This window comes from Neisseria sp. (assembly GCF_030530745.1).
Classification (GTDB): domain Bacteria; phylum Pseudomonadota; class Gammaproteobacteria; order Burkholderiales; family Neisseriaceae; genus Neisseria.
On record NZ_JAUMUI010000013.1, the window covers coordinates 1 to 16,013 of the forward strand.

Sequence of the window (16,013 nt, forward strand, 5' to 3'; positions counted from 1 at the left end):
GAACGCTTTGTAGAGGGCTTTCGGACGGGGGTTCGATTCCCCCCGCCTCCACCAGCATATCCGGCCTGAAAACCACCCCGGTTTTCGGGCTTTTCTTTTTAACCCGTTCGGCCGGTGTGTTTTTGCCACTCTTTCCGGCAAATGTTTTCACTATTTCGTCAATTTGCAATTTCTATGCTTGCAATGCAAACCGTTTTTATTTATATTCGTGTCTAATAATAAAACCAATTCTTATTTTAGAAGCGTAAAACAAGGAGCACGAAAATGTTTGTCTGCATCTGCAATGCCGTTACTGAGCGCCAAATCCAAGAAACCGTTGCCGCCGGTGCCAGCAGCCTGAGCGATTTGCAGGCGCAGTTGGGGGTGGCTGCCTGCTGCGGATGCTGCAGCGATTTGGCCGCTTCTTATTTAACCGGCAGCAGCGCCCAAGGCCAGAGCACGGTTACTGCGGGCATTAACGTACAAAGCTGATTTTGTTTGGTTTGTTATGATAACAGGCCGTCTGAAAATATTTTCAGACGGCCTGTTTGCTTTTGTACAATGTTTCTGCATTTTCAAACTTTCCACGTCATACTCGGGCCTGACCCGAGTATCTTTTGGCTTTCGAAAATAACAGATACTCGGGGCAAGCCCGAGTATGACGTGGAGGGTTTTGAAGAGGGCTGTATGGGTTTTGCAAAGGCTCAAGCGTTCCCTTGCGCTTCGTTGCGCAGCTCGCGGCGCAGGATTTTGCCCACGTTCGATTTGGGCAGCTCGTCGCGGAATTCGATGTTTTTGGGCACTTTGTAGGCGGTCAGCTCGGTGCGGCAGAAGGCAGTCAGCTCTTCGGCAGTGAGCGACGGGTCTTTTTTCACCACAAACAGTTTCAGCGCTTCGCCTGTTTTTTCGCTGGACACGCCGATGCAGGCCACTTCGAGCACTTTGTCGTGGTGCGCCACCACTTCTTCGATTTCGTTGGGGTAAACGTTGAAGCCCGAAACCACAATCAAATCTTTTTTGCGGTCGACCAGTTTGAACCAGCCTTTTTCGTCCATCACGGCGATGTCGCCGGTTTCGAGAAAGCCGCGCGCATCGATGGCTTTGGCGGTTTCTTCGGGGCGGTTCCAATAGCCTTTCATCACTTGCGGGCCGCGTATCCACATTTCACCGGGCTGTCCTACCGGAACTTCTTTGCCGTCGGCACCGCGCAGTTCGACTTCGGTAGAAGGCACGGGCAGGCCGATGCCGCCGCTGTAGGCGGGGATGTTCAGAGGGTTGCAGCACACGCCGGGGCTGGCTTCGGTGAGGCCGTAGGCTTCGACGATGGGGGTGCCGGTGATGTTTTTCCATTTTTCGGCCACGGCTTTTTGGGTAGCCATGCCGCCGCCGAGGGTGAGCTTGAGGGCGGAGAAATCGACTTCGGCGAAATCGGGGCGGTTGGCCATGGCGTTAAACAGGGTGTTCACGCCGATAAACACGCTGATTTTTTCTTTTTTCATATCGCCGATAAAGCTTTTCATATCGCGCGGGTTGGTAATCAGCATGATTTTGGCGGCGGCCTGGGTGAAAATCATCAGGTTTACGGTGAGTGCGAAAATATGGTAGAGCGGCAGAGCGGCAATCACCACTTCTTCGCCGGGCACGAGTTTGTTTTTAATCCATTCGGCAGCCTGCTGCATATTGGCGCAGATGTTGCCGTGGGTGAGGACGGCGCCTTTTGCTGTGCCGGTGGTGCCGCCGGTGTATTGCAGGAAGGCGGTGTCGTCGCGGGTAATACCGACGGGGGTAAAGGGTTGCGATGCGCCTTGTTTTAAGGCCGTCTGAAAGGAAATAGTATTGGCGATGCGGTATTCGGGCACCATTTTTTTGATTTTGCGCAGCACGAAATTAATCAGGCTGCCTTTGAAGAAGCCGAACATATCGCCGACGGTGGCAACGATAACGTTTTTGATTTTGGTGCGCGGCAGCACCAATTCGAGCGTGTTGGCGAAGTTTTCAAGCACGACGATGGTGGTGGCGCCGCTGTCGTTGAGCTGGTGTTTGAGTTCGCGCGGGGTATAGAGCGGGTTGGTGTTCACTACTGTTAGGCCGGCCTGAAGGGCGCCGAAGAGGGCGACGGGGTATTGCATCAGGTTGGGCATCATAATCGCCACGCGTTCGCCGCGCGGCAGTTTGAGGGTGTTTTGCAGGAACGAGGCGAAGTCGTTAACCAGCTTGGCGGTTTCGGCATAGCTAATGGTTTTGCCGAGGTTTTGGAAGGCGGGGCGGTGGCCGTATTTTTTGGCGCTTTCTTGGAATACCTGAATCACCGATTGGTAGCGCGCGGGGTCGATTTCGGCGCTTACGCCCTCTTCGTAACTGTCGAGCCAGATTTTTTCCATGATGTGTTTCCTTGTGTTGTGCAGGCCGTCTGAAAGCTTTTCAGACGGCCCGTGGCTTTATCAGGCAATGATAACGGGCTTGTCGGTTGTGGTGATGATGCCGCCGCCCAAGCAGATGTCGCCGCTGTATAACACGGCGGATTGGCCGGGGGTAACCGCCCATTGGGGTTCGTCGAACAGCAGCTCTGCGGTTTCGTTGTCGAGGTAACGCAGTTCGCACGGGGCATCGGCCATGCGGTAGCGGGTTTTGCAGGTGTAGCGGCCTTCAGACGGCCTTTCGGGCAATGTCCAGCTTAAGTCGTTCATTATTAAACTGTTGGTATAGAGCAGCGGGTGGCCGTGGCCTTGCACCACAATCAGCCGGTTTTTGCTTAAATCTTTGCCGGCCACAAACCACGGTTCGCCCGCGCCGCCGATGCCCAAGCCTTTGCGCTGGCCGATGGTGTAGAACATGAGGCCGACGTGCCCGCCCACTTTTTTGCCTTCGGGCGTAACCATGTCGCCGTTGTCGGTGGGCAGGTATTGCTGCAAAAATTCGCGGAACGGCCGCTCGCCGATAAAGCAGATGCCGGTGCTGTCTTTTTTGGCGGCGGTGGGCAGCTTGGCTTCGGCGGCCAGCCGGCGCACTTCGGGTTTTTCCAAACCGCCCAGGGGGAAAACGGCGCGCGAAAGCTGGTGCGGTTGCAGGCGGTAGAGAAAATAGCTTTGGTCTTTGTTGGCATCCCGCCCTTTGAGCAGGTAGTGCACGCCGTCGCGCACTTCTTTGCGGGCGTAGTGGCCGGTGGCAATCGCGTCGGCGCCTTGTTCGACGGCGTAGTCGAGAAAGCATTTGAATTTGATTTCGGCGTTGCACAATACGTCGGGGTTGGGGGTGCGGCCGGCGGAATATTCTTTTAAGAAATAGGCGAATACGTTGTCTTTGTATTGGGCGGCGAAGTTGACGATGTCGATGTCGATATTGAGAATGTCGGCCACGGTGATGGCGTCGAACGAATCCTGCTTGATGCTGCAATATTCGTCGTTGTCGTCGTCTTCCCAGTTTTGCATAAACACGCCGCGCACCTGATGCCCCTGCTGTTTGAGCAGGGCGGCGGTTACGGAGGAATCGACGCCGCCGGAAAGGCCGACGATGATGTTTTGGGGGGTGTTTGCTTGCATGGCGCGGATATGGGGGCGGTGCAGGGGTTATAAAAGCGTTGATTCTAGCATTTTCAGACGGCCTGAAACACCTGCAGCATTTATCGCGAACATTATCGATAGCGGGGCGGGTTATTTCAGCGCAAGGCGGTAAGGCAGATGATGCGGCTGCGGAGAACGGTTCTGCTGCTGTTTTGGCAGCCTGCAAAACCGTTTTTAAGCCAAGGTTTGATGAAAGTAAATTTATCCGCTGTGGCGGATAAATTTAACTTCCGCTACGGCGTTGCCGCGCTTTGGTTCAAAGAGAACGATTCTGTAAGCCGGGGAAGCGGCAATAGAACCGGTTCCGTACTGCTTGTACTGTCTGCGGCTTGCTGCTTGGTATCGAAATAATCGAATCCGCTATAAGCATTGGTTTTCACGCCAGCAGGCGGGCATTTTGCACCGTTGAATCCGGGCTGCGGATAACGCGGTTGCCCGATATTTTCAGACGGCCTGCAACGAAATCAGCCACGGCCTGCGGGAGAATCAGGTGTTCCGCTTCCAACACGCGCGCGGCGAGTGTGTCGGCGGTGTCGTTGTCGGACACCGGCACCGCGCCCTGTGCGATTATGGGGCCGCAGTCCAGCTCGGGGGTAACGAAATGCACGGTGCAGCCTGCGATGCGGCAGCCTGCCTCAATGGCCCGTTCGTGGGTGTGCAGGCCGGTGAAGGCGGGCAGCAGCGAGGGGTGGATGTTGATCAGGCGGCCTTCGTAATGCCGGCAGAATTCGGGCGTGAGTATGCGCATAAAGCCCGCCAATACGACCAAATCGGGTTGGTAGGCGTCGATTTTCCGCATCATGGCTTCGTCGAATGCCAAGCGGCTGTCGAAACTTTTATGGTTGAGACTGTCGGTGGCAATGTTGCGTTCCGCCGCCCAGGCCAAACCGGCGGCGGCTTCGTTGTTGCTTAACACGGCGGCGATGCGGGCATCGGGAATCTGTGCTTCCACGATGGCCTGCATATTGCTGCCCCTACCGGAAATCAGGATAACGATGTTTTTCATATTTCAGACGGCCTTTTAACTTTTAATCGGAGTGGTTGGAAAAAATAATGCCGCTGCGGTATGCAGGAAAGTGCGGCAGAAACCGGTACAGGCTTTATAACAGGCTTGAGCCGTATCAAATCTTATTGCGCTCTTCCAGCTTCGCCAGCCGTGCCTCGAAACGCTCGGTGTCGTCGCGCAGGGTATCGACTTCGCGCGACCATGCCGACAGCGTGTGTTTGTTTACCACGGGCGCTTCCGGCTCTTTGGCGAAGTCGCCGAGCTGTTCGAGTATGCTCAGGCCGATTTGCTTGGCGGTGTGGCCGGCTTTTTCGGCGCGCATGCTGATGCCGCCTGCCGCCGCATCGCCGAACAGGCGGCTTAAGTCGTTGTTGGCGTGGTAGCGCAGGCTGCCGATAAGCGGCAGCAGGGCCATGCCTAAGCCGGTGTCGCCGCTAACGGAAACATCGCCCACGCCGGGCGTTTGCCCTTGCAGCACTTTCTGCACCGCACCGGAGTTGAAGCGGATTTCGGTGTCGGCCGTGTTTCGGGCGCATTCCAAAAAGCCCTGCGCGTTAAACGTGCCGGTAATCTGCACGCCGGCGGCGTGCAGGCCGAGTGTTTTGCCTGCAAAAGCACCCAAGGCGGCTTGGGTTTCGCGGTTTTGCTGGATAAGGTGGTTGATAACGGGGAGTAGGGCGCTCATGCAAATCTTCTTTCTCGAAGGCCGTCTGAAAACGGCATTGGGGTTTCAGACGGCCTTTATATCACAATAATATCCCGGCGAAATCATCATAAACCGTATGCACGGTTTTGCCGCCGCGCCGGTCGGCTGTGTCGAACTCGGGTTCGGGCAGGCCGAGTTTGGCGGCTTCGGCGCGGTAGAATTCGTGTTTGGGCGGGTGTTGCGGCTCGACGATATTGCGTATCCGCAAACCGGCGGGCGTGGCGGCGGCTCGGTGCAGGGCGGCAACGGCGCGGCTGCGGTGCAGCATATTCACGGGTTGGTGTGCGCCGGCAAGATGCTTGCGTTTCAGCAGGCTGTGCAAAGGGTGGCGCTCGGCGCAATAGAGGCCGCCCAAACGTAAAATGTCGATATTGGCGATGCCGCTGTTTAAGAACAGTTCTTCGGCTTGGCGCACTTTGCGCGCGCTTTCGGTTTGCGGGGCGGGCGGGGTGTGTTCGCCGCATTCGCGCACGGCGCCGCCGTAAACCGAAGTGCTGCTTGCATAAACGATATGGCCGATGCCGAAATGCCGCGCAAGTTGCAGCCAGCCTGCCAGCACGGCGGGGTAGCCGGCAACGGCGGAAGGCGGCAGCAGGCAGAACCACACGGGTTTGTCTGCCCATGTCTGCCAGAAATCCGCCTGAAAAACCTGAGCATCGTTTAAATCGGCAGCGTGCAGGTCTACCGGCAGGTTGATGTCGTCGGAAGTGATTCTTCGTTTGAGCGCCGATACGCAGCTGCCGCCCTCGAACATTTTTTCGGCCAGCGGCCTGCCCAGATAACCCAGGCCGAGTATGGCGCAATCGGGTGTGTGCATTTTTCAGACGGCCTTGTGTGTGGGAAGGGTAAACAGTATATAGCTGATATATGATTTTCGATACTGTAGTGAATCCACTTACTCCGTTACGGCGTTGCTGCGCCTTAGCTCAAAGAGAACGATTTTATAAGCCGAGAAAGCAGCAACAGAATCGGTTCTGTCATGCTCGGGCTTGACCCGGGTATCCGGAATTGTTTTAGAAAAAAGAAGATACTCGGGTCAAGCCCGAGTATGACGGGTTAACAAACTGCTTTTCGATTGCAGCCGGTGTATGCAAATGCGTGTAAGTAACTCAGGCCGTCTGAAAAATATTTTTTCAGACAGCCTGTTGTTTTTAAACGGTTCCAATCAATCCGTCGGTTTAATCCGGCTTTTTAAAATGCTTGCGGCGCTCGTGCTCTTGCAGGTAGCGCTTGCGCAGGCGGATGGATTGCGGGGTGATTTCCACCAACTCGTCATCGTCGATAAACTCGACCGCGCTCTCCAGCGTGAGCTTGATCGGCGTGGTCAGGCGCACGGCTTCGTCGGTGCCGCTGGCACGCACGTTGGTGAGTTTTTTGCCTTTGAGCGGGTTGACCACCAAGTCGTTGTCGCGGCTGTGGATGCCGATAATCATGCCTTCGTAGATTTTTTCGCCGGGCGACACGAACATGCGGCCGCGGTCTTCCAGATTCCACAATGCGTAAGCTACCGCTTCGCCTTGTTCCTGCGACACCAGCACGCCGTTGTGGCGGCCGGGCATATCGGGCTTCACGGGGGCGTAGTCGTCAAACACATGGCTCATCAGCCCCGTGCCGCGCGTCATGGTCATAAACTCGCCCTGAAAGCCGATCAGGCCGCGCGCGGGGATGTGGTATTCGAGGCGGGTGCGGCCGTGGCCGTCGCTTTCCATATTGGTTAATTCGCCGCGGCGGCGGCCGAGTTCTTCCATCACCGCGCCTTGGTTGTCGTCGGGCACGTCAACGGTGAGGTTTTCATACGGCTCGCATTTTTGGCCGTCGATTTCGCGGAACACCACGCGTGGTTTGCCCACGGCCAATTCGTAGCCTTCGCGGCGCATGTTTTCCAACAGGATGGTCAGGTGCAGCTCGCCGCGGCCGGATACGCGGAAAATATCGGCGTCTGCGGTGTCTTCCACGCGCAGGGCCACGTTGGTGAGCAGCTCTTTGTTGAGGCGGTCGCGGATTTGGCGCGAGGTAACGAATTTGCCTTCGGTGCCGGCCAAGGGGCTGGTGTTGACCATAAAGTCCATCGTTAAAGTAGGCTCGTCCACGCTGAGCATGGGCAGGCCGACGGGGTTGTCTTTATCGGAAATGGTTACGCCGATGCCGATGTCTTCCAAGCCGGAAATAATCACGATGTCGCCGGCTTCGGCTTCTTCCAGCGGCACGCGCTCGAGACCCTTGAAACCCAGCAGTTGGTTGATGCGGCCTTGTGCCACCTGTTTTTCGTGGTTCATCACGGCAACCACCTGACCGGGTTTGATGCGGCCGTTGAGGATGCGGCCGATGCCGAGGCGGCCGGTGTAGTTGTCGTAGTCGAGCTGCGAAATTTGCAGTTGCAGGGTTTCGTCGGCGCTGCCTGAAGGGGGCGGGGTGTGCTTCAGAATGGTTTCAAACAGCGGGCGCATGTCGCTGCTCTCGTCGCCCTCTTCCAGTTTGGCAAAGCCGGAAAGGCCGGATGCGTAAACGATGGGGAAGTCGAGCTGTTCGTCGGTGGCGCCGAGTTTGTCGAACAGTTCGAAAGTTTGGTCGATTACCCAGCTCGGGCGGGCGGAAGGTTTGTCGATTTTGTTGATCACCACAATCGGGCGCAGGCCGAGCGCCAAGGCTTTTTTGGTAACGAAGCGGGTTTGCGGCATCGGCCCTTCTTGGGCATCGACCAGCAGCACCACGCAATCAACCATGCCCAGCACGCGCTCCACTTCGCCGCCGAAGTCGGCGTGCCCGGGGGTATCGACGATGTTGATGTGGTAACCTTCGTATTCGATGGCGGTGTTTTTGGCGAGAATGGTGATACCGCGTTCTTTTTCGAGATCGTTGCTGTCCATCACGCGCTCGTCAACCTGCTGGTTGGCGCGGAAGGTGCCGGATTGGCGCAAAAGTTGGTCGACCAGCGTGGTTTTGCCGTGGTCGACGTGGGCGATGATGGCGATATTGCGGATTTGTTTCATGGTTTCTTTAGAATTAGGAATAACTGAAAAATAACCGTGAATTATAACATGTTATTTCCGGCAGGCCTTTCGTGTTTTAAAAATTCCCGTCGGCCGGTTTGATGACTTATTAATAATTAAAGAGCCGTTACCTGATTGAACTATAAAATAAAAATAAAAATCATCATAGAAGCGGGCCGGACAGGCTGCGGATGTTGCCGGCGTATGCTCAATTAATTGGTTAAATATTGTAAATAAATAATTGAATTACGATAAATTATCAATATTAAGCGCAATAAAAATTAAAGGGAAACAAGAAATTAATTTTGGAAAGATTGTTTTTTCTGCTTCATTGTTTTTGATAATTATTTGTATTTTAAATAGAAAAATTGTAGATTCGAAATTTTTTGCTTACAATTTAAACCAAGTTCAATACACAACCCGCGCCGGTTTCAAGGCGCACCCGACACCACATGACGAAAGGACACAATCATGCAAGGCGATAAAGCTGTTATCGATTATATGAACGAACTTTTGGCAGGCGAACTGGCCGCCCGCGATCAATATTTCATCCACTCGCGCATGTATGCCGAATGGGGCTACAACAAACTGTTTGAACGCCTGAACCACGAGATGGAAGAAGAAACCGGCCACGCCGAGGCGTTTATCCGCCGCATTCTGATGCTGGGCGGCACGCCCGGTATGGTTCCGGCCAAAATCAACGTGGGTGCAGATGTGCCTGCGGCTCTGAAAGCCGATTTGAACACCGAGCTGGAAGTGCAGGCGGCACTGAAAAAAGGCATCAAACTGTGCGAAGAAAAGCAGGACTACGTTACCCGTGATTTGATGATTGCCCAATTGAAAGACACCGAAGAAGACCACGCCCATTGGCTTGAGCAGCAATTGCGCCTGATTGATTTGGTGGGTATCCAAAACTACCTGCAAAGCCAGCTGTAACAGGCCGTCTGAAAGGAGATTGTCATGCAAGGCGACCGTTTGGTTATCCGCGAGTTAAACAAAAACCTGGGCTTGCTGCTGGTTACCATCAACCAATATTTCCTGCACGCCCGCATTTTGAAAAACTGGGGTTTGGAAGAGTTGGGCGGACATTTCTACAAACAGTCTATCGTGGAAATGAAAGCCGCCGACGATATCATCGAGCGCATTCTGCTGCTTGAGGGGCTGCCCAATCTGCAAGATTTGGGCAAGCTGTTAATCGGCGAGAGCACCGAAGAAATCATTAAGTGCGATTTGACCAAAGAGCAGGAAAAACACGCCGCGCTGGTGGAAGCGATTGCATTGTGCGAAGAGAAGCAGGATTATGTTTCGCGCGATTTGCTCGAAAAGCTGAAAGACACCAACGAAGAGCATATCGACTGGCTGGAAACCCAGCAGGAACTGATTGCCGGCATGGGCTTGCCCAACTATCTGCAAACCGGGGCGCAAGAGGACTGACACACAAACCACTGCCAAATACAGCAGTCTGATTGGGCACCGCCAAACAAACGGCATACTTTCGGGTATGCCGTTTTTCTTTCGGGTTTGTTTTCAGACGGCCTGAAACCTTTGCAAAAATATTTAAGGCCGTCTGAAAGGCTTAAATCCCGCATTAGTATGGGTAGGTTGGGTCGAAGACCCAACAAAAACTTCAAGAAAATAATCATGTTGGGTTTTCAACCCAACCTACCCATACTGAACATTTCAAACGGCCTTTTATTTGCAAAAACCTCTATATAAACACATAAAAATCAACCGCTTTCCAGCCAGTCGGCCAGCAGGCCGGTATCGATATCCCAGGCCCAGATGCCGTTGCCGCTGCCGTCGAGGCCGCGCAAAAAGAGGTAGCGCACGGCGATTTTCGGCACAGGCTGCTGCCGCGAACGGAAATAGCGGGCGGCGGCGACGGCGTAAATCAGGGCTTGCAGGTAATAGTGGTGGTGCGCCACAGCTTCGTTCATGGCCGCTTGGTGGTAATCGGCGGCGGTTTGTCCGAGATGGTTGGATTTGTAGTCGATTAAGGTAACGAGGCCGTCTGAATGCAGGCACACCATGTCGATAAAGCCGTTTAAAAAACCTTTTACATCGTTGAAATCCAACAGTTGCGCGGCGGCGGCACATTCGACCGGCAGGCCGTTATCGGGGCGGGCGAACCATTGCTGCAAATGCTTGAGCGAGAAATCGTGCATATACAGCGTGAATGCCATTTCGGCGCGGCGGCGGTTGGCGGGGGTGCCGGCGAGCGTGCCGCCGCCCAGCGGGGCAAAGCGGGTGTGCTCGAGCATGGTTTCGACGGCCTGCTGCCAGTGCGGCTCGAAGCCGTAGCGTTCGAGGGAGGTGCGCACGAGTTCGCTTTGGCCGGAGGCGGGCGCGGAAAAGTCGAACTGTTCCAAAATTTCGTGCAGGCACACGCCAGCATCGGCACCGCGGGCAAAGGCATGGATATCGAGGCCGGGCGGGTTTTCAGACGGCCTGAATACGGGCGTATTTTCGGTTTCGGCGGCGTCGATGGCAGGTTGCAGCTCTTCGCGGCCGTGCTCTTCCGCGTTGCTGCGGTGGCGGGTTTGGCGGCTCAAACCGGTGAAGCTGGTGTGGCGTATGGTCTTAAAACGGCGCTCGGGCAGGGTTTGGGCTTGGTAGCGGCCGCTTGAAACCGTTGGCATCCGGTAACTTGCTGCCGGCGGTGCGCTTTCTATGAAAGCAAAGTCGGTGTTTGGCGGGGCGTTTTCGATAAAACGCTGCCAGTTGTGTTTCAGCAGGGCGGCTTTTTCGGTTTTTTCGGCGGCGGTATAGGCGGCTTCGGTTTCGGCGCGGCCTGCATTTTCGCCGCCTTCGAGCAGGTAGGCCAGCGGGTTGCGGGGCGTGTCGCCGCAATGGGCGGCATACACGGTTAAGCGTTCTTCGGCGCGTGTGAGGGCCACATAGAGCAGGCGCAGGTTTTCGCTGAGGGCTTCGTCGGCCAGGCGGTTACGATCGCTTTCGTCCGGCTGGTGCGGAGCGAGCAGTTCGGCCTGCCCGTTGCGGTGGAGAATCTGCCAGTGTTTGTTTTCGGCGGGTTTGGCGTCCCACGCAAACGGGCAGAACACCACGGGATACTGCAAGCCTTTGGCAGCGTGCATGGTAACGATTTTCACCAGATTTTCATCGCTTTCCAGCCGCAGCAGGTTGCTGTCGGGGTGGCTGCGGCCCTCTTCTGAGGCTGTTTGAATCTGTGCCAGCAGCCATTGGTGCAGCGCGGCGGGGCTGAGGCTTTGTTCGCTTTCTTCGGCCAGCCGCTCGATAATCTGGTGGTAGTTGGTGAGGCTGCGCTCGTTGCCTTGCGCCAGCAGCCGCGCTTCGATGCCGTGGCGCGCGGCAAACTGCTGCATGGCGGTGTAGATGCCGTATTGCTGCCAGGTTTCGGCGGCGGTTTGCGCCGGTGCAATCCATTCGAGCAGGCTGCTTTCGTTGCGGTTGAGGGCGTAGAGTTCGGCGGCGGTTTGGCGGAACAGCACGCCGCCGAGCACGAAGCGCAGCGGCCCGGTGTCGTGCGGTTGCAGCCAGAAGCCGAGCAGGGCGGCGAGGGCGGCGGCTTCTTCGGTGGCGAACACCGATTCGCGGCTTAACAGCACGCTTTGGATGCCGCGCTTTTTCAATTCGGCGGCCACCATCTGCCCTTCGTGGTGCTTGCGCACCAACACGGCAATCTGCCCCGCTTGCAGCGGTTTTCCGGCTTCATCGGGGTGTTTTTGGTAGTTCAGACGGCCTGAGGCGGCTTGGTTGAGCAGGCCGGCGGTTTCGTCGGCGCAGTATTCGGCAGCGCGGTGGCGCAGAATGTCTTTGTTACCGCCCTCGTCGGGGCGGTTGAGCCAGCGCACCTGTATGGCGCTGCCGCCGCCGTTCAGACGGCAGGTTTCGCGTGCGGCACCAACATCGGCATAGCCGATATGGTCGAGCACGAACGGGCGGTTTTTTTGCTTGAAAAGGGCGTTGATGCCGCGTATCAGGCTGCCGTGGCTGCGGTGGTTGACCGCCAGCGTGTAGTGTTTGCCGGCATCGCGCGCGGCTTGCAGGTAGGCGTGGATGTCGGCGCCGCGGAAGCTGTAGATGGCTTGTTTGGGATCGCCCACCAGAAACAGCGGGCGGTTTTGTGCGGCGAACAGGCGGCTGAAAACGGTGTATTGCAGCGGGTCGGTGTCTTGGAATTCGTCTATCAGCGCGGCCTGCCACTCGGCGGCGGCGGTTTGCGCCAGTGTGGCGGCGTGCGCGCCGGTGGTGAGGGCGTTGTAAACGTCGAGCAGCAGATCGTCGAACACGCGCTCGCGGCGGTTTTTTTTGCTTTCGGCCAGCGCGGCGGCGAGGTGGTCGAGCAGGTCGAAGTAGAGGGCGGCGAGGGCGTCTTGTTCGGCTTGGGCGACGCTTGCCAGTTTGCGGCCGAACTCTGCCAGTTTGTTGAGTTCGGCTTGGGTTTCGGCATCCACCGTTTTGCCTTTTTTAAGCTTGCCGGGCAGTACGTCGGCGGAAAAGTTTTCGAGGCGGTTGAAAAAATCATCTTTTTTCTTGGCTTCTTTCGGCACGTCGGGCAGGCGGTTGTGTTCTGCGGCCTGTTGCAGGGTGGCGAAGAGTTCTTGATAGGAAGGTTTTCTGAAATAGTTGCCGTTTAAAACGGTTGCAGACAGCGCCCAGAATTTTTCTTCCAAAACGGGCAGGGCGGTGCGGATTTCTTGCCAGATTTGTTCCAATCCGGCATAGCTTGCGGCCAAATCGCTTACAGGCCGTCTGAAAACCAAATAGGGGCGGGAGGTAAAGTTTTTAACGGCAGCCAAGGCGGTTTGCGGGGTTTGGCGGTGTTTGAATACCAATTGCGCCAATAAAGGGTCGGGCGCTACTTTTTCGCGCCAGAAATCCTGCGCGGGCACGAGCAGGCGCTCGCGGGAGTCGTCGGTGAGTTCCACGTCGAACGGTACTTGGCACAGAAAGGCATAATCGCGCAGCAGCCGCTGGCAGAAGCCGTGTATGGTGTAAATCGCGGCGTTGTCGAACCGGCCGACGGCGGCCTTCAGGCGCACAATCAGCCGCTCGCGGCTTTCTTGCCGCAGGGCCTGTTGCAGCAGCGGCAGGATAAAGTTGTCGCCGGGGTGGCGGCTGCGGCAGTGGTTTTGCAGGCCGTCTGAAGTGCTGCCGTGTTCCAATGCCGATAAGGCGTCGTCCAAACGCGCGCGCAGGCGGGTTTTCAGCTCGGCGGTGGCGGCTTTGGTGAAGGTAACCACCAGCACGCTTTCAACCGGCATTTTTTCGAGCACAATCAGGCGGGTGAAGAGGGCGGCGATGTTGTAGGTTTTGCCCGTGCCGGCCGAGGCTTCAATCAGGTTGGTGCCTTCGATGGCGATGGCGAGGGGGTCGAACGGCTGTGCGTGCATGGCGGCTTGGAAAATAGGTTGGAAGTAGGGCGGTTTTGATTTCAGACGGCCTGAAGCGTTTGCAAATCCATACCGGTGTTTGCAGTGCGGTGCCGTATGCGGGCATGGGCGCACGCAAACGGTTTTGGGTTCCTAATCTTTGGTTTTATTCTTTGATGATGCCGCGCGCTTTGAGCAGGGCGGTTTTGAAGTCTTCTTCGTAATCTTTCTGCACGCCCGGAACCGGATCGTGTTTGCCGCGGCCGCTCATTTTCAGGTGGTAGATAATCACTTCGTCGGTCAGTTCGGCAAGCGGTTTGTCGAAGCCCGCTTCGTCGGCGATTTTCTGCAAAACCTGCGGCAGGTTCAGCTCGGGGTCTTTCGACCAATAGGGTTGCAGCAGTTCGAGCAGTTCGCGTAAACGGCGGCTTCTCATGGCGGTTCCTTTTTGTGGCGGTGAAAGCGGGTAGTGTAAGGGTTTTTGCGGTGCGGCACAAAGGTATCAGGCCGTCTGAACAATTGTTTTCAGACGGCCTGAAGTTTGCAGGGCACAGGCTTTTATAGTAACCGGCTTAAGAAAAAGTACATCCGTCATACTCGGGCTTGACCCGAGTATCTCCGATTTTAAAGAAAAATAAAGATACTCGGGTCAAGCCCGAGTATGTCGGAGCGGTTGCTGAACAAGCGGTTTAACTCTGGCGGCAGGCGTGCAAAAACGCCTGCAATTTGGGTTCGTCTAAAAACCAGTGGCAGATTTCGGTGCCGCCGTGCAGCAAAACGGGCACCAGCTCGTTGTATTGTTCTTCCAGCTGCGGGTCGCTGTCCACGTCGATAATTTCCAAATCAAACCCGTATTCGGCTTGGTAGGGCAGCAGGGCGTCGCGCATTTTGCGGCACAGGCTGCAATATTCGCGGAACATCAGCGTTAACGCCAAACGGTTTTCAGACGGCATGGTTGCTGCTTTCTTTCTTTTTGCGCGGTTTGCGGCGGCGTTTGCGTTTTTCTCCGCTTTCCCGGCTGCTTTCTTGTTCCTGCTTGGCGCTCATCAGCAGGCGGGTTTCGTCGTCGGCGTGTTGGAAGGCCGTCCACCATTGCGCCAGTTCGGGGTCGGCGCTGCCCGTTTCGGCGCGCAGCAGCAGAAAATCATAGGCGGCGCGAAAGCGCGGCTGGGCAATCAGGCGGTGCGGCCGTGCGCCGCGGCGGTTGGCAAACTGCGGTTGGAGCTGCCAGATTTCGCGCATGGTGGCGGAAAACCGCTGCGGCACGCCCCAGCCTTTTTCGATGTCGCGCAGCCCGTTAACGGCCTGCGTGAGTGCGGGCGCGGGTTTGAGGCCGGCGGCGAGGTTGCGCTGCCAATGGTTTTCGAGCTGCGGCCACATCACGGCGGCCAGCACGAAACCCACCGACACCGGTTTGTCGGCGCGCAAACGCTCGTCGGTGTTGCGCAGTGCCGGCGTAACGATGTTCTGCCCGCCTTTGCCCGCCTGTTGCAGGGCAGTGAGAATAGGGTGGATGCCGGCGGCCACGCCCAAGCGTTCCAACTGAGTCAGGCATTGCAGGGCGTGGCCGGAAAACAGCAGCTTCATGATTTCGTCGAACAGGCGCGCCGCCGGCTCCTGTTTCAGACGGCCTGCATACTCCGCAATAGGTTCGGCGGTTTCCCGTTCCACTTCAAACCCGAGCTTGGCCGACAGGCGCACGGCACGCAGCACGCGCACGGGGTCTTCCTGATAGCGCGCGGCAGGGTTGCCGATCATCACCAGCCTGCGTGCGCGGATGTCGGCCACACCGTGGTGGAAATCGGTAATCTGTTGGCGTATCGGGTCGTAATACAGTGCGTTGCAGGTGAAGTCGCGGCGCATGGCGTCTTCTTCCATGCTGCCGTAGGTGTTGTCTTTCATGATGCGGCCGTGTTCGTTGTGCTGCACCTTGCCGCCGCCGCGGAACGTGGTTACTTCGATGGTTTCCGGCCCCACCATCACATGCACGATCTGAAAGCGCCGGCCGATGATGCGGCTGCGGCGGAAGATTTTGCGCACCTGTTCGGGCGTGGCATCGGTGGCCACGTCGAAATCTTTCGGCTCGATGCCCAGCAGCAGGTCGCGCACCGCCCCGCCCACCACATAGGCTTCGAAACCTTCGTTGTGCAGACGGCGCACCACTTTTTCGGCGGCGAAGCTGAGCATGTCGGCGCTGATGCGGTGTCCGGCGAACGGAACCACTTCTTTGCGCGCGCGCGCTTTGCCCGATTTGCCGGGCAGCACCTTGTGCAGCCATTTTTTCAACATAATTGTTCCAGCCATAAACAAGGCCGTCTGAAACGCCTGAAACCTTTGCAGAAAGCCCTGCGTGCAAACCTTTCTGCAAAGGTTTCAGATGGCCTGGGTTACCAACGGGCGGGTCTGCCTGCCAAACCC

Annotated in this window: 13 protein-coding genes and 1 other RNA gene; 4 read left to right on the forward strand and 10 right to left on the reverse strand. The window is 56.6% G+C overall.

What is annotated here, in order from left to right; all coding sequences use genetic code 11:
• Together ssrA and Q3970_RS06275 are read left to right on the forward strand one after the other, a co-directional pair.
• Positions 1-54, forward strand: a transfer-messenger RNA (tmRNA) gene (gene ssrA, locus Q3970_RS06270); the annotation flags it as partial.
• Between the two features lie 210 nt (positions 55-264).
• Complete coding sequence (locus Q3970_RS06275) at positions 265-471, forward strand: (2Fe-2S)-binding protein (protein ID WP_303099739.1); 207 nt, start codon at positions 265-267, stop codon at positions 469-471.
• Between the two features lie 212 nt (positions 472-683).
• On the opposite strand, the gene Q3970_RS06280 is transcribed toward Q3970_RS06275, so the two are convergent.
• The 6 genes from Q3970_RS06280 to typA form a co-directional block, all read right to left on the reverse strand.
• Positions 684-2,360 carry an AMP-binding protein gene (locus Q3970_RS06280; RefSeq protein ID WP_303099740.1) on the reverse strand — a complete coding sequence of 559 codons (1,677 nt, stop codon included), beginning with the start codon at positions 2,358-2,360 and terminating at the stop codon, positions 684-686.
• A gap of 60 nt (positions 2,361-2,420) precedes the next feature.
• Positions 2,421-3,518 carry a tRNA 2-thiouridine(34) synthase MnmA gene (mnmA, locus tag Q3970_RS06285; protein ID WP_303099741.1) on the reverse strand — a complete coding sequence of 366 codons (1,098 nt, stop codon included), beginning with the start codon at positions 3,516-3,518 and terminating at the stop codon, positions 2,421-2,423.
• Positions 3,519-3,915: 397 nt separating this feature from the next.
• Entirely contained in the window at positions 3,916-4,545 is a 630-nt protein-coding gene (purN, locus tag Q3970_RS06290) for a phosphoribosylglycinamide formyltransferase (protein WP_303099742.1), read from the reverse strand.
• Between the two features lie 115 nt (positions 4,546-4,660).
• Positions 4,661-5,230 (reverse strand): SCP2 domain-containing protein, encoded by a 570-nt coding sequence (locus tag Q3970_RS06295; protein ID WP_303099743.1) that lies wholly within the window; start codon positions 5,228-5,230, stop codon positions 4,661-4,663.
• Between the two features lie 61 nt (positions 5,231-5,291).
• Positions 5,292-6,068: an SDR family NAD(P)-dependent oxidoreductase gene (locus Q3970_RS06300; RefSeq protein WP_303099744.1), complete on the reverse strand. Its 777-nt coding sequence runs from the start codon at positions 6,066-6,068 to the stop codon at positions 5,292-5,294.
• A gap of 361 nt (positions 6,069-6,429) precedes the next feature.
• Positions 6,430-8,241, reverse strand: a complete 1,812-nt coding sequence (gene typA, locus Q3970_RS06305; protein ID WP_303099745.1) for a translational GTPase TypA — start codon at positions 8,239-8,241, stop codon at positions 6,430-6,432.
• Between the two features lie 471 nt (positions 8,242-8,712).
• Here typA and bfr (Q3970_RS06310) point away from each other — a divergent pair, with 471 nt between their 5' ends.
• Both bfr (Q3970_RS06310) and bfr (Q3970_RS06315) read left to right on the forward strand, forming a co-directional pair.
• Positions 8,713-9,177, forward strand: coding sequence for a bacterioferritin (gene bfr / locus Q3970_RS06310; protein WP_303099746.1), 465 nt, complete (start codon positions 8,713-8,715; stop codon positions 9,175-9,177).
• Positions 9,178-9,201: 24 nt separating this feature from the next.
• Positions 9,202-9,675 carry a bacterioferritin gene (gene bfr / locus Q3970_RS06315; RefSeq protein ID WP_303099747.1) on the forward strand — a complete coding sequence of 158 codons (474 nt, stop codon included), beginning with the start codon at positions 9,202-9,204 and terminating at the stop codon, positions 9,673-9,675.
• A gap of 293 nt (positions 9,676-9,968) precedes the next feature.
• Here the strand turns inward: bfr (Q3970_RS06315) and recB are convergent, their stop codons facing one another.
• The 4 genes from recB to Q3970_RS06335 form a co-directional block, all read right to left on the reverse strand.
• A complete protein-coding gene (recB, locus tag Q3970_RS06320) occupies positions 9,969-13,616 on the reverse strand; it encodes an exodeoxyribonuclease V subunit beta (protein WP_303099748.1) in 3,648 nt (1,215 codons plus the stop codon).
• Between the two features lie 145 nt (positions 13,617-13,761).
• On the reverse strand, positions 13,762-14,031 hold the full coding sequence (locus Q3970_RS06325) for a DUF1040 family protein (RefSeq protein WP_303099749.1): 270 nt from the start codon (positions 14,029-14,031) through the stop codon (positions 13,762-13,764).
• Positions 14,032-14,284: 253 nt separating this feature from the next.
• Positions 14,285-14,548, reverse strand: coding sequence for a glutaredoxin family protein (locus tag Q3970_RS06330; protein ID WP_303099750.1), 264 nt, complete (start codon positions 14,546-14,548; stop codon positions 14,285-14,287).
• Positions 14,538-15,884: a polynucleotide adenylyltransferase PcnB gene (locus tag Q3970_RS06335; protein ID WP_303099751.1), complete on the reverse strand. Its 1,347-nt coding sequence runs from the start codon at positions 15,882-15,884 to the stop codon at positions 14,538-14,540. The genes Q3970_RS06330 and Q3970_RS06335 overlap by 11 nt, the downstream gene beginning before the upstream one ends.
• Positions 15,885-16,013 lie beyond the last annotated feature (129 nt).